The sequence below is a fragment of the Pelistega europaea genome, assembly GCF_013133775.1.
GTDB classification, from domain to species: Bacteria; Pseudomonadota; Gammaproteobacteria; order Burkholderiales; family Burkholderiaceae_B; genus Taylorella; species Taylorella europaea.
Genome location: NZ_JABGBO010000006.1, coordinates 96,480 through 111,062, shown reverse-complemented (window position 1 = coordinate 111,062; position 14,583 = coordinate 96,480). Strand labels below are relative to the sequence as shown.

The 14,583-nt window shown below is 41.9% G+C and carries 13 protein-coding genes; 11 read left to right on the top strand and 2 right to left on the bottom strand.

All coding sequences use genetic code 11. The annotated features are described in order from the left end of the window. Window positions 1–188 precede the first annotated feature (188 nt). The 3 genes from HKX40_RS06810 to HKX40_RS06800 all read left to right on the top strand — a co-directional run bounded on the left by HKX40_RS06810 (window position 189) and on the right by HKX40_RS06800 (window position 3,781). A complete protein-coding gene (locus tag HKX40_RS06810; protein ID WP_171588814.1) occupies window positions 189–1,235 on the top strand; it encodes an AbrB family transcriptional regulator in 1,047 nt (348 codons plus the stop codon). 236 nt (window positions 1,236–1,471) lie between these two features. Further along, on the top strand, window positions 1,472–2,365 hold the full coding sequence (locus HKX40_RS10800; RefSeq protein WP_171588813.1) for an EamA family transporter: 894 nt from the start codon (window positions 1,472–1,474) through the stop codon (window positions 2,363–2,365). Window positions 2,366–2,557: 192 nt separating this feature from the next. Beyond that, on the top strand, window positions 2,558–3,781 hold the full coding sequence (locus HKX40_RS06800; protein WP_171588812.1) for an ATP-grasp domain-containing protein: 1,224 nt from the start codon (window positions 2,558–2,560) through the stop codon (window positions 3,779–3,781). Window positions 3,782–3,912: 131 nt separating this feature from the next. On the opposite strand, the gene HKX40_RS06795 is transcribed toward HKX40_RS06800, so the two are convergent. Beyond that, the gene (locus HKX40_RS06795) at window positions 3,913–4,716 is read right to left on the bottom strand and encodes a crotonase/enoyl-CoA hydratase family protein (protein WP_171588811.1); all 804 of its coding nucleotides are present in this window, start codon (window positions 4,714–4,716) and stop codon (window positions 3,913–3,915) included. A gap of 150 nt (window positions 4,717–4,866) precedes the next feature. Here HKX40_RS06795 and fumC point away from each other — a divergent pair, with 150 nt between their 5' ends. The 8 genes from fumC to HKX40_RS06755 all read left to right on the top strand — a co-directional run bounded on the left by fumC (window position 4,867) and on the right by HKX40_RS06755 (window position 13,750). Then, a complete protein-coding gene (fumC, locus tag HKX40_RS06790) occupies window positions 4,867–6,255 on the top strand; it encodes a class II fumarate hydratase (protein WP_171588810.1) in 1,389 nt (462 codons plus the stop codon). Window positions 6,256–6,497: 242 nt separating this feature from the next. Next, the gene (glyQ, locus tag HKX40_RS06785; RefSeq protein ID WP_171588809.1) at window positions 6,498–7,394 is read left to right on the top strand and encodes a glycine--tRNA ligase subunit alpha; all 897 of its coding nucleotides are present in this window, start codon (window positions 6,498–6,500) and stop codon (window positions 7,392–7,394) included. Further along, on the top strand, window positions 7,391–9,529 hold the full coding sequence (gene glyS, locus HKX40_RS06780) for a glycine--tRNA ligase subunit beta (RefSeq protein ID WP_171588868.1): 2,139 nt from the start codon (window positions 7,391–7,393) through the stop codon (window positions 9,527–9,529). The genes glyQ and glyS overlap by 4 nt, the downstream gene beginning before the upstream one ends. A 145-nt stretch (window positions 9,530–9,674) precedes the next feature. Continuing rightward, a complete protein-coding gene (gmhB, locus tag HKX40_RS06775; protein ID WP_171588808.1) occupies window positions 9,675–10,250 on the top strand; it encodes a D-glycero-beta-D-manno-heptose 1,7-bisphosphate 7-phosphatase in 576 nt (191 codons plus the stop codon). A 62-nt stretch (window positions 10,251–10,312) separates the two neighbouring features. Continuing rightward, window positions 10,313–11,032 carry a lysophospholipid acyltransferase family protein gene (locus HKX40_RS06770; protein WP_171588807.1) on the top strand — a complete coding sequence of 240 codons (720 nt, stop codon included), beginning with the start codon at window positions 10,313–10,315 and terminating at the stop codon, window positions 11,030–11,032. Between the two features lie 78 nt (window positions 11,033–11,110). Next, window positions 11,111–11,875 carry a M48 family metallopeptidase gene (locus tag HKX40_RS06765; RefSeq protein WP_171588806.1) on the top strand — a complete coding sequence of 255 codons (765 nt, stop codon included), beginning with the start codon at window positions 11,111–11,113 and terminating at the stop codon, window positions 11,873–11,875. 122 nt (window positions 11,876–11,997) lie between these two features. Next, window positions 11,998–12,417 carry a lactoylglutathione lyase gene (gloA, locus tag HKX40_RS06760; RefSeq protein WP_171588805.1) on the top strand — a complete coding sequence of 140 codons (420 nt, stop codon included), beginning with the start codon at window positions 11,998–12,000 and terminating at the stop codon, window positions 12,415–12,417. Between the two features lie 199 nt (window positions 12,418–12,616). Continuing rightward, entirely contained in the window at window positions 12,617–13,750 is a 1,134-nt protein-coding gene (locus tag HKX40_RS06755; protein ID WP_171588804.1) for a glycerate kinase family protein, read from the top strand. Here HKX40_RS06755 and rsmA read toward each other — a convergent pair. Next, window positions 13,747–14,550, bottom strand: coding sequence for a 16S rRNA (adenine(1518)-N(6)/adenine(1519)-N(6))-dimethyltransferase RsmA (gene rsmA / locus HKX40_RS06750; RefSeq protein ID WP_246233621.1), 804 nt, complete (start codon window positions 14,548–14,550; stop codon window positions 13,747–13,749). The two genes, HKX40_RS06755 and rsmA, sit on opposite strands and share 4 nt — an antisense overlap. Window positions 14,551–14,583 lie beyond the last annotated feature (33 nt).

Sequence of the window (14,583 nt, the reverse complement as noted above, 5' to 3'; positions counted from 1 at the left end):
ATTCTTCCTATTACCGTCTCTAACAAAAAACAAGAATGCTAATCCTCTTAGCGTTACTCATCAATGAGTATGACAAATCAAGAAATATTTTGGGCATTAGTTAGTGGTGAGATAGAATTAGAGGTTACAGAGAGGATGGTTTATTTAAATAGATGGGTTGAGGAAAATTTCATTTGGAGACATGAATCATGATACCTTGGTCATGCATTATAGTAACAGCTATTCTAGGCTATGTGCTGTCTATACTTAATGTGCCGTATGCCTTCTTGCTAACTGGGATTATTGTTGCATTTTGGGTCAGTAAATGTACAAAAAGTAAGGTTAGTAACTCATTTTTCCTGCCTTTTGTCCAAATTGTCTTAGGTATGTCAACAGGGGTATCGTTTCGGGTGGAGTCATGGGATGTTGAGTTACTTACCAGTATCGTGTGTATGGTTATTTGCTTGTTACTAGGCTATAGCTTTTCCTATCTATGGTTGGTTAGAAAATCGAAGTGGGAAAAATTGGATGCGGCTCTAGCGATTTATCCTGGTGCTTTAGCGGTAGTTCTGGATGTGTTGCAGATGAAGTCCGTTCGTCCACGGGTGATGCTAATCCAATTAACAAGGCTGTTGTTTTTAACGTTATTGTTAAGTGTTACCCCTTTTATGGAAGCGTCAGTTAATGGAAATGAGGAAGGGGATAGTGTTCATTATTTAGGTAATAGTAGTCATGTATTATGGAATTGGGATGATGCATACTACTTGTTAGTGTTTATCGTTGTTGCTCTTTTGTCATGGGGTATAGGTAGGTTTCTGCTAAAGCGAGTGCCAGCATCTTATTTGCTGAGTGCGACTATTGTGAGTGCCTTCGTATCTCAACAAGTTGTTGTGCATGGCATTCACGTTCCTGAGGGAATAGTGACATTTTCCACAATTCTTCTTGGATTGTTAATAGGTGAATTGTTTAAGAATATAGCTTGGCAAGACTTTGTTGTGGGTATTAAAGACAGTTTGTGGGTATTTGGAATGAGTTTATTGACGACTATCTTGATGAGCCAACTGACGAGTATCTTATTGGGTATTCCGTTTATGGCAATCTTTCTTGCCTATGTTCCCGGTGCCGTAGAGACAGTTTCTGTGGTTGCATTGCTGTCTGGGCTAGATATGGTGTTTATCCTAACGCATCACCTCATTAGAATGATCATTCTGCAAATATTACCGCTGTTTTTTCTCAAGTTTTATAAATCCAGTTGATAATTCTCCCTAAATTACCAGCCACCAGCAGAATTTGTTAGACTGGCGGCTTAACCATCTCATCGAAATTGTGGTACTCTTTCGGGAGGAAGGTCACACCCTTTAGGGAGCATGTAACGCCTGACGGCGTAAGCGGTCAGACAAGGGATTGTGGGGGCTTGCAGACGCTAATTATTTGTAAAAACTCTACTTTTAAGCCTTCCGAAAAATGGGGGTATTACATATGGTGAAAGAAAGTGAATAAGAATATTTTACTATTATTTTTATCTACTGTTACAATTTGGGGCACAGTATGGTATGCAATAAAATTCCAACTTGGAACTAATCCTGTCTCTGTATCAGTATTTTATAGAATCGCTCTGGCTGCATTCATTCTATGGATGTATCATAGACTTTTCCTAGGGAAATTTCCTACCTTATCACTAAAAACGCATGGGAAAATTGCATTGTTAGGAGCATTTTCATTTTCTCTTAACTATTTCTTTTTTTATTTTGCCACAAAGTATATTAGTAGTGGACTAGTTTCTATCATATTTTCATCTTTAATTTTTTTTAACGCCCTCAATAATCGTCTATTTTTTGCAAAACCTCTTCAATCAAGAGTTTTTTTGGGAAGTACCATTGCCATTATAGGAACAGGGTTATTATTCTACCGACCAGACACTATTTCACAAGACGAATCTCAACTACTCATTGGTGCTGGATGGGCTTTATTAGCCACATATATTGTCTCTTTGGGAAACATTACATCAGCTCATCTCAGTAACAACGGTGTAAATGTCGTCACATCAACAACATTAGGATTGATGTACGGGGCTGTCGTATCATTGCTTGCACTACTTTTGCAAGGACATAGCCTATCTATCTCTCTAAACGTAGAATATGTGTTATCGTTGATTTATCTATCGATATTTTGTACCGCACTCGCTTTTATCCTATACTTTAATCTCATTAAGTCTTCAGGCGTCACTCAAGCAGCCGTTGCCTCGTTACTTTTTCCTCTCATTGCTATTTTTATTTCATGGGTAACTGGGGAGTATCAATTTACACTTTACTCATTCATCGGTGTTGCTTGTGTTTTCTGTGGCTCTCTTATTAATCTATCTATAGGACACCATTATGAAAGATAATTCCAATGAGAATACCTTGATAAATTTTAATATTGATAGTTTCGGCGCATGCAGATGTATGCCGAGCTCAGTCTTAAATCCATGATGCACTAAAAGGTTTAACACCCTTAATGTACGAACAAATGCATTCCGTTTCTACTTTTTAGTTGTACTAAAAATGGGATGGGTACACAACAGCAAAGGAGATGAGACATGAAAGGAATTATTGTAGACGGCTACAGCACTGGCTATCACTTGGCAAAATATTTGCTCAAAAACGGTTGTGAGCTAATGCATATCCAGTCCACCAAGGACGTTCCTGCGCTATGGAAAGCAAAGTTTGACCCATCCCTTTATTCAAAAAATATTATTTATTCAGAGCAAGCCCATGCTGATATTAAAGCGTACCATCCTGACTTTATCGTGGCAGGAAGTGAATTAGGTGTCGCACTCAGTGAAAAGTTATCCTTTGCCTTTGGGTTAAAAGGTAATCACCCCCACTCAACTGGCTTAAGACGCAATAAACATCAAATGATGAATGCCGTCAAAGAAGCGGGGTTAGCTTCTATTGCGGAATTTGCCGTGTCTCCTCACCAAACACTCCCTGCTATCCCACAAGATTGGTATCCTGTCGTCGTCAAACCCACTGAAAGCGCTGGAGGTGATGGGGTGGTGATTTGTCATTCATTGCAAGAAGTCGAAAAAGCCATTCAGCACAATTTCTCTTCCACCAATGTATTTGGTCTGGATAATCAACAAATACTTATTCAACGCAAAATCTCTGGACAACAGCTGATGGTAAACACCATCTCGGTAGAAGGTCAACACATCATCTTAGAGGTTTGGCAGGAAACACGAAAAATCATTGATGATAAATACACCGTCTATGACTTTGAAGTTTTAGTAAATGATTACGAAACTGCTTTTAGTGGTTTAAGTGCCTATATCCAAGGCTTACTCTCTGCTCTACAAGTGCAATATGGTCCTTGTCATATTGAATTATTTTGGACCGATAGTGGTCCAGTGCTCATTGAAATGGCAGCAAGATTACAAGGAGGCATTGATGGTAAAGTGAGTGAGTCTGCTCTCGGATACAGTCATATTTCTGCTTTTGCTCATTTAATCATAAACAACGATATTCCCCCTGCATTATCCAATACTCATCAGAAGCAAAAGAGCATTTTGCTGATAAACCTCATCTTTAATAACGCAGGAACTATCGTATCTTCTCACTTTGATCAACTTGTTGGAGGATTGACTTCATTTCATTCGTCTATTGGTATCCCCAAAGTGGGTGATAAAGTACCACGTACGACGAACTTAGCTACCAAAGTAGGGCATTTTTACTTGGTAGGTGACGACATAGAACAACTCATGTCCGATTACTACCAAGTAAGGCAATGGGAAGCTGAAAGTCAATTATTTGAATTAGCATAACTATTACATAAATTGAGCTTATCACTATTGTTAAAACTAACCACCATCAGATTAGTCTGCATGCACTAGACTACTCACTAAGCATCAGGGCTTAGGCTGAATACTCAACCATAGCCCTCCTCTATATCTGACTACTCTCCCTTCCACACAGGAGTACGTTTTTCCGCAAAGGCAGTTGCCCCCTCTTTAGCATCATGAGAGGTAAAAATATGAGCCATACGAGGTTGCTGGAGTGCAAACATATCCTCTGGACGCCAGCCCTGAGAAGCGTTCACCACTTCTTTAATCACTTTCAATGATAACGGCCCATTCGCAGCAATACGTTGCGCCAATGCCAAAGCAGCTTCTAACGACTTACCCGGTTCGACAACCTCATTTACCAAACCAAGTTGCTGAGCACGAGAGGCATCAATCATATCACCAGTCAATAACAACTCCATCGCAATATGATAGGGTAAGCGTTTAGGTAAACGTAGCATACCGCCAGAACCCGGAACTAGACCACGTTTCGCCTCAGGCAAACCAAACTTAGCCGCACTAGACGCAACGATAAGATCACAAGCCAATACTAGCTCAAAGCCACCTGCTAAGGCATAGCCTTCAACCGCTGCAATTAAAGGCTTCTTGGGCAGAGCCTCACATAAGCCCCCTAAACCACGCCCCGGTACCACTGCCCTACGCTGCGTACGAGCAAACTCTTTTAAATCCATACCCGCACAAAAATGCTCTCCCTGTCCGCGCAAAATCGCCAAGGACAAATCAGGATTACGATCCAGCTCATCAATGGCTTCAGCCAAAGCAAACGAAGTATCATAGGTTAAAGCATTACGTGCCTGTGGGCGATTAATCGTAATGACAAGTACTCGCCCAATTTTTTCTGATGTCACCAATGGTTCAGCTTCAGATATCGTCTCCATTTTTGTCTTTTCTTCCATATTTGTCTCCTTTTATAACTTGTTTTATTTTAGCAAGAAATACGTCTGTTATCCTTACTCCGCATTCCTTATAGTAGTGTAGCCCCCCTTAGCAAAATAATCTATGCTATTATTAATAATAATTCTCATTATCATTTTAAGGAATGTACTATGACAACCAGAACTGAACACGATACGATGGGCAATATTGAAGTTCCTGCTGAGGCTTATTGGGGGGCTCAAACTCAACGCAGTACAATGAATTTTAAAATTGGAGGAGAACGTCTTCCTCTGCCTATGATTCATGCCATGGCTCTAGTCAAAAAAGCTGCTGCGATGACCAATGCCTCTTTAGGACGCATCCAACCAGAACAAGCAAAGCTCATCATTCAGGCTGCTGATGACGTACTCAGCGGCAAACTTGACCACCAATTTCCTCTTGTTGTGTGGCAAACTGGATCAGGTACTCAATCCAATATGAATATGAATGAGGTTCTCGCTAATCGTGCTAATGAAATTGCAGGGACCGGATTAGCTGCCTATCATCCTATCCATCCCAATGATCATGTCAATCATGCACAGTCGACTAATGACTCATTTCCCACTGCTATTCATGTGGCAGCAGCAACAGAAATCAATCATCACCTTATTCCCGCCGTCACAGCTCTGCGCAACACTTTACACCAAAAGTCAGAGGACTTTAAAGACATTGTTAAAATTGGCCGTACTCATCTGCAAGATGCTACGCCGCTCACATTAGGACAAGAGTTCTCTGGATATGTCAGCCAACTAGATCATGGGCTTGACCGCTTACAAGCAGCACTCAAGGGTCTTTATGAACTTCCCTTAGGAGGTACTGCGGTGGGGACGGGTTTAAATAGTCATCCCGATTATGCTGTGAAAGTTGCCCATCAATTAGCAGAATTATCTAACCTGCCTTTTGTAACCGCTCCTAATAAATTTGAAGCCCTAGCTGGCCGTGATGCTTGCGTATATGCATCTGGAGCCTTACGCACCCTGGCTGTTAGCTTAAATAAAATAGCCAATGATATTCGCTGGTTAGCGAGTGGTCCTCGTTGTGGTCTAGGAGAAATTACTATCCCTGAAAATGAACCTGGCTCGTCTATCATGCCAGGTAAAGTCAATCCTACCCAGTGTGAAGCCATGACTATGGTTTATTGCCAAGTTATGGGCAATGATACAACCATCAGTATTGCTGGGGCATCAGGCAACTTTGAGCTGAATGTCTATATGCCTGTAATTGCTTATAATCTTTTGCAATCTATTCGTCTCTTAGGCGATGCTTGCAACAGTTTGAATACCCACTGCGCGGTGGGCATTGAACCTGTTCCCGAGAAGATCGACTATTTCTTGCATCATTCATTGATGCTGGTTACCGCCCTTAACCGTCATGTAGGTTATGAAAATGCCGCAAAAATTGCTAAACAAGCCTATCGACATAATCAATCTCTACGAGAAACTGCTATTGCACTAGGGCTACTGACTGGTGAGGAGTTTGATCAATTCGTTAAACCTGAAGCGATGATTTCCCCTCGATAAGATAATTTTAACTTCAATTTAAAACAACCCTTATTGCCCTCCTCGGTCTTGCTCCATATCTGAGGGGGGCTTTTGTTATAGTCAGATAGCCAAGATAGAAAAGATAAATGCTACTAATGCTTCCTGTAACCCCCTCCATTACATGCTCCTCGCTTTTCACCTACAGCTTAAACAACCAATGAAATCCCATTACTGCTATGCTAGAATGAGGGTTGTTTTATTTTTTAGCTTAAGTCATATCCATGCTTACATTTCAGCAAATTATTCTCACCCTACAAAATTATTGGGACAAACAAGGCTGCGCTTTATTACAACCTTATGATATGGAAGTCGGTGCAGGCACTTCTCATACAGCGACATTTTTACGTGCCATTGGCCCAGAGCCTTGGTTTGCCGCCTATGTGCAGCCCTCTCGTCGCCCCAAAGATGGACGTTATGGCGAGAACCCTAACCGTCTTCAACATTATTATCAATACCAAGTTGTCCTCAAACCTGCACCACCAAACATTCTTGATTTGTACATTGGTTCACTCGAAGCGTTAGGTATTAATCCTCAAGAGCATGACATTCGTTTTGTTGAAGATGACTGGGAAAATCCCACTTTAGGTGCTTGGGGGCTTGGTTGGGAGGTATGGCTTAACGGCATGGAAGTTACCCAGTTTACTTATTTCCAACAAGTAGGCGGACTAGATTGCTCTGCTACAACAGGTGAAATCACCTACGGTTTAGAGCGTATCGCCATGTACCTCCAAAATGTAGAAAGTGTTTATGACTTGGTCTGGACCATTCGACCCAATGGCGACAAAATTTATTACCGTGATGTATTCCATCAAAACGAAGTGGAACAATCCACCTATAACTTTGAATATGCTGACACCAATGTCTTATTTGCTCACTTCAACGACTACGAGGCACAAGCCAAAAAGCTGATGGAGCTTGAGAATCCTTTGGCTTTACCAGCTTATGAACAAGTACTCAAAGCTGCTCATACCTTTAACCTATTGGACGCCCGTGGAGCCATTAGCGTGACCGAACGAGCCACTTATATTGGCCGTATCCGCAACCTTTCACGCGCCGTTGCACAGTGTTACTATGACTCTCGAGAAAGACTTGGCTTCCCTATGTTGGAGGTGAAATAACCATGACAAGCAAACCTTTACTTATTGAATTATTTACCGAAGAATTACCTCCAAAAGCATTACGTCGCTTAGGTGATGCTTTTGCACAAAGTATTGTTAACGATTTAACTAAAGCCAATTTAACGCCTGCTGGGGTTGCGTTTCAAAGCTATGCAACACCACGCCGTTTGGCGGTATGTGTGGAAAATGTCCTTACACAAGCTCCTGAACAAGCCTTTGCTGAGAAGCTCATGCCGGTTAAAGTAGGCCTAGATGCCGAAGGCAAAGCCACTCCTGCTTTACTTAAAAAACTTGCCAGCAAGGGATTAGACAATATCGATGTGGCAAGTCTAAAAAAAATCTCCGATGGCAAACAAGACTATCTTGTCGCTGAGGGTATGGCACCAGGAGCCCAACTCACACAATCTATCCAAAGTATCATTGACCATGCCCTTGAAAGTTTACCCATTCCCAAAGTCATGCGTTATCAATTAGCCGATGGCAAGACGACGGTTAAGTTTGTACGCCCTGCTCATGGTCTTGTGGTTTTATATGGTGCGGACATTATTCCTGCAGAGGTGCTTGGTCTTCAATCAGGTCGTACGACACATGGCCATCGCTTTATGGGTAAGGCTTCTTTTGATCTTAAAGATGCCTCTAGCTATGCACAACAACTTGCTGATGAAGGCAAAGTTATCGCCTCATATGAAGAGCGTCTCAACAATATTCGTCAAGCATTAACCCAAAAGGCAGATGAGCTTAACCTCACGATTGGTCAAGATAGTGCCGTAGACGATTTACTTGAAGAAGTCACTTCTCTGGTTGAGCATCCTACTATCTATGTTGGTCAGTTTGAAGAAAAGTTTCTTGCTGTTCCCCAAGAATGCTTGATTTTGACCATGCGTCTAAATCAAAAGTACTTCCCTCTTTTCGATAAAAATACCGGCAAGCTCAGTCATCGTTTTCTAATTGTCAGCAATATGGAGGTAAAAGACCCTCATCATATTATTGAAGGAAATGAGCGTGTAGTTCGTCCTCGCTTGGCAGATGCAGAGTTCTTCTTTAATACTGATCGCAAACAAACACTAGCCAGTCGTGTTCCCCTACTCGGCACGATTGTCTATCATAATAAACTCGGTACCCAACTCGCTCGTGTTGAGCGTGTCCGTGCTATTGCTCGCTTTATCGCAGAGAAACTGGGTGCCAATACTGAATATGCAGATCGTGCAGCTTTCCTTGCCAAGGCAGACCTAACCTCTAATATGGTTGGTGAGTTTCCTGAGTTACAAGGCATTATTGGTGCCTATTATGCAAAAGGAGATGGAGAGTTACCTGAAGTGGCACAAGCCATTGCTGATCAGTATTTGGTTCGTTTTGACGCTCCTGTTTCTACCCATAACCTTATCAGTGTTGTACTCTTTATTGCAGAACGTATAGAAACTCTTGTAGGCATCTGGGGTATTGGATTATTGCCTACTGGTGAACGCGACCCTTATGCCTTACGTCGTGCCGCTCTTGGCATTATTAGTGCCTTTGATGCACTCAATAATGCAGAATACTTCAATGGTTTAAACAAACTAACACTCATAGATGTATTGCAGTTTGCACAACAGCTTTTTGAGCAAGCAGGTATTGCAGTCAGTGCCAATACTGCCGAAGAGGTTCAAGAATTTATTTTTGAACGTTTACGCAATCAGCTACAAACCCATAATGACCGTTTTGTCGTAGAGGCGGTGTTAGCCCTTAAACCTCACCTTGATGAAGTAGCAGACCGTGTTAATGCAGTGAGTTACTTTAATACATTACCTGAAGCAAGCAGTCTTGCTGCCGCCAATAAGCGTATTGGTAATCTCTTGAAGAAGGTAGAGGGAGATATTCCTGCAGTGGATAACTCAAAACTGACAGATGCTGCAGAGATTGCTCTTGCTAAGGTAATTGATGAGGTAACTCCTATTGCAAAAGCCCACTTTGAGAAATCAGAGTTTACACAAGCACTACAATGTGTCGCCCAAACACGTGATGCTGTAGACGCTTTCTTCAATGATGTTATGGTGATGGCAGAAGACCCTGCCATTCGTCAAAACCGCTTGGCCTTGTTAAATAAACTCCACGGGGTGATGAATCTTGTGGCTGATTTATCCAAACTAGCCCAATAAGCTGTACTCTCACATCCAAGTTAGCGTCTCTTATGCTGACATTGGATGTGGGAAAGTTTTTTATCATTGACTGAAATTGTCCATTATAAAAGCATACCAATATACTGTTATTTTTTAATCTCTCTGCTGTTTTTTTCATTCAACTATGAAACTTATTATTCTTGATCGTGATGGTGTGATTAACCATGAAAGCACTGAGTTTGTCAAAAGTGCAGAAGAGTGGGTTGCATTACCCGGCAGTATAGAGGCTATCGCCAAACTGTTTCATGCTGGCTATAAGGTCGTTGTGGCAACAAACCAATCTGGATTAGGGCGTGGTTTATTTGATATTCATGCCCTACATGCAATGCATAAAAAACTGCAACTAGAGCTCCAACCATTAGGTGCCAATATTGATGCTTTCTTTATCTGTCCTCACCACCCAGACGAGGATTGTGATTGCCGTAAACCCAAACCTGGATTATTCAATGAAATCAAACGTCGTTATGGTATAGAACCTCACGGTATCTATGCTGTAGGCGATTCTTTGCGTGATTTGCAGGCTTCTTCCGCTGCAGGATTTACACCTTGGCTTGTACTGACAGGCAATGGGGAAAAAACACTGACCAAAGGTGGATTACCTCCTCACACTCGGGTCAGTCATTCTCTTATGGATGTGGCTGAAATTCTCACTAAAGAATTATCTTCCAACAAGGAGACTGGCACATCAATCAATGATTAGCCATATTTTTATTGATAAGAAAAATAGCTCTCCTATTTTCTTATCCTCATAGAGGAACTTTCATGCTTATTATCCGCTCTACGCTTTTTGCTATTTACCTCTCGATTCTCACTGTTTTCTTTGGTATTTTGTCAGGCTTTCTTGTTTTGCTCCCCTTTAAACTACGCTGGGCACTTATTACCCTCTGGAATCGGCTTATCATAGAGGGTGCCAGACTTATCTGTGGTATTCGCTATCAAGTAAAAGGCATGGAGAATATTCCTGATAAAGCAGCTATTTTCCTTGCCAAGCACCAATCCGCATGGGAAACCATTTTTTTCCCCTTAATTTTTAAACGCAGTCTCACTTATGTGCATAAAAAAGAACTGAATTACATCCCATTTTTCGGTTGGGGGCTAGCTAGTGTGCAACAGATTGCCATTGACCGTAATGCCAAGCGTGATGCCATGCGTCAAGTGATGGAAAAAGGTGCTCAACGTCTTGCTGAAGATAGAAATGTCGTGTTATTTCCAGAAGGTACTCGTATGCCTGTAGGCCAGAAAGGACACTACAAGATGGGAGGAGCTCGTCTTGCTCTTCTTACCCATAATCCCGTTATCCCTATTGCCTTAAATACTGGTAAATGTTGGGCTCGCAACTCGTTTTTACGAAGACCAGGACTGATTACTATTTCTATTGGTCCTGCTATTGACTCTGAGGGACTGACACCAGAGGAATTAAACAAAAAAGTGGAAGATTGGATTGAAACTGAAATGCGTGTCATCAGCCCTGAAGATTATTGATAGGTTTCAAACCGTTATTCTGTCTACCATCCCTCAGTTAAACAAATCGTTGCAACTTTGTCCTTTTGGCAGCGTATAATGAATCTCTTTTCATTTGAGATGTCGTCGGGCATGCCTACTCACTATTACTATATTGATACATCAGATGGTCGTTTTGAATTTAAACTTCAACGTGCAAAACGTCGACGCCTAAAGCTCAGTATCAGTGCAGAGGGAATCTCCGTTTCAGCCTCACTCACAGAGCCAATGGCTAACATCATTCAATTAATACAGCAAAATAGTGCTTGGCTTAAAGAAAAACAAGCCTATTACGCACAACACCAACCACCCAAAAGCAACCATTGGGCGATTAATGATACGATTTTATACTTGGGAAAACATATTCTTATCAAACCCCATTTTGCCTCTATGCCTCCTTTATTTACTGGTGATATAGACGCCCCCCAACATGGTGACTTATTACTTATCAACAATACCACTTACACTGATCCAGAGGCTGTTGAATATCAATGCAAGCAATGGCTTCAAGAACAAGCATTACGTTGGTTCAAACAACGATTATGGTGGTTTCAACAACACACTGGGCGAGCCTGTAAAGCAGTACGATTAAGTAAAGCCATGCGCAGCTGGGGGCAATGCAATAGTCGAGGTATTATTGGACTTAATTGGCGGTTGATTCACCTGCCACCTGAACAAATTGACTATGTCATTGCACATGAACTAGCCCATTTAAAACACATGAACCATAGCAAGGCCTTTTGGCAAGAGGTTGCTGAAATCATGCCTAATTATGAACCACATAAAGCTGCTATTAAACAACAATCTTTGTTGTCCTTAAAATGATTTCCCCATGCATTTATTTGTATGCCATACTGAGAGGATATTTTTGAATAAATCCCCATAGTCCGTTATGATAATTATACTTTAAGATTTTTATTCACTATTTTTTATCAGAGGATAATATCATGCAATTTCTACACACTATGCTACGTGTTGGCAATCTAGAACGCTCTATTGATTTTTATACTCGTGTACTTGGTATGAAAGTGCTTCGTACTTCTTCTAACCCAGAATATAAATATGACCTTGCCTTCCTAGGCTATGCGGCTAATCCTGAACAAGCTGAGCTAGAATTAACTTATAACTACGGTGTTGATAGTTATGACTTAGGCAATGCTTATGGTCATATTGCTATCGGCGTACCCGATGCTTATGCTGCCTGTGAAGCCGTCAAACAAGCAGGAGGTAAAGTTACCCGCGAAGCAGGTCCTGTTAAAGGTGGAACAACTGTGATTGCTTTTGTTGAAGACCCTGATGGCTATAAAATTGAATTTATTGAACGTAAAGATATGAATGCCCCAGGCAAGGGTCTGCGTGAAGAATAATCCTCATCAGACTTAGATGAATGCGTGCTTCATTCATTTCATCACACTTTAAAATCACAGGAGGGTTAGGAATCCCTCCTTTGATTTATTGCTTTCTGTCTTTTACACCAATGTGGTAACATCCCCTAGATTAACAACTCATCCTTTGAAGTACTTTTTCTGATACGATGTCTCTGTCATAACATAATGTGGATAGTTTATGATTATTGTGGTTGCCCCTGATTCTTTTAAAGAAAGTTTATCAGCTTCTGAAGTGGCTCTTGCCATTCGACAAGGCATTCTTGATGCAGCACCAACCGCCACTGTATTTTGTATCCCTATGGCAGATGGTGGTGAGGGTACTGTAAATGCGATTGCCCAAAGCACCAACAGTCAGCTTATCACAAGCCCTACAGTCAATGCCCTAGGCAGTCCTATCACGGCACAATGGGCACTTGTCAATAAAGATACTGCCGTGATTGAAATGGCCTCTGCAGCTGGCTTAGAGCAAATTCCTGTGCAGCAACGCGATATTCTTGCCTCCTCTACTCATGGGGTTGGTCTTCTTATCAAAGAAGCCCTGAATTATCCTATTAAACGTCTCATTATCGGACTAGGAGGCTCAGCAACCAATGATGCAGGCATTGGTATGGTATCAGCCTTAGGGGTACGTTTTTACGATGCTCAGCAGCAACTTATCACAGAATATACCCCAAATATCATTCCACACATTCAACAAATTGATATAACTGGCTTGGATCCTCGTCTTCAGCACATTGAGATTATCCTTGCTTCCGATGTCAACAATCCCCTCTGTGGTCCTCGGGGGGCCTCTTTTGTTTTTGGTCCACAAAAAGGGGCATCACCAGCACAGGTAGAGCAACTCGATTCATGGCTACAAAGCTATGCCCAACACTGTGCTGATACCTTGCACCGAGATTGTCGAGATATGCCAGGAGCTGGGGCTGCCGGGGGTTTAGGATTCGCTGCTCTGGCCTATCTAAACGCTTCTTTTAAACCAGGCATTGATGTCATTGCTGAATATTCTCAACTTGAGCAACATATCCGAGAAGCAGACCTTATTATCACTGGTGAGGGCTGTATTGATGAGCAAACCTTACATGGAAAAACCATTGCTGGCATTGCGACCTTAAGCCAAAAATATCACAAGCCCCTCATAGCACTAGGCGGAGCTGTGCGAGCCAACTACCAAAACCTTTACCAACAAGGTCTCACCGCTGCCTTTAGCATTAGTAGTGGCCCTTTGTCTCTACAAGAGTCCATGTCCCAATGTGCTGCTTTATTGCGGCAAAAAAGCCATGACTTAATTCGCTTATGGTTAGCAAGGGTTTAGATTTTTGTTGTACTGCTCGCTGACTTCTCAGCACAATAATCAGCTATCTTAATAAAGTCTGCAACGCCTAATTCCTCTGCACGTGCGGTTTCTGGAATGGCTAGCCCCTCCCAATCAATTCCCCATTCTTTGAGAGAGCCTCGCAGCATCTTACGACGTTGGCTAAATGCCTGAGTTACCAAACGTTCAAACATAGCAGTATCTTTTGCCTGAGGTCTATCTGCCCCCAGTGGCACCATACGCACCACAGCCGACATCACTCTGGGGGGAGGATCAAAACACTCTGGGGGTACATCAAAGAGCGACTCCATCTTATAGCGTGTCTGTAGCATCACTGACAAACGACCATAATCAGACTCTCCTGGTTTGGCCACCATACGGTCAATGACTTCTTTTTGGAGCATAAAATGCTGGTCTCGCACATAATCTGCTGCCTGCATTAAATGAAACAGTAGAGGACTTGAGATATTGTAAGGTAGATTTCCCACTATACGCACACTACTCCCAAACTGGGTAAAGTCCACGGTTAATGCATCAGCCTCTATCACCGTTAATTGTTTGGGACTATAGTGATTTCGTAAACGATGCGCCAAATCACGGTCAATTTCTACCACTGTTAAATGCTGTAAATGCGTTAATAATGGAGCAGTCAAGGCAGATAAACCCGGACCAATTTCGATGACCATATCATCCTTTTCTGGGTTAATTGCTCGTACAATTGCATCAGGAATACTTTGATCTGTCAAAAAATGCTGACCAAAACGTTTACGTGCTTTATGTGCCATTAATGATTTATCCATATAAATAGGGTAGCACACTATCGCACTACCCTG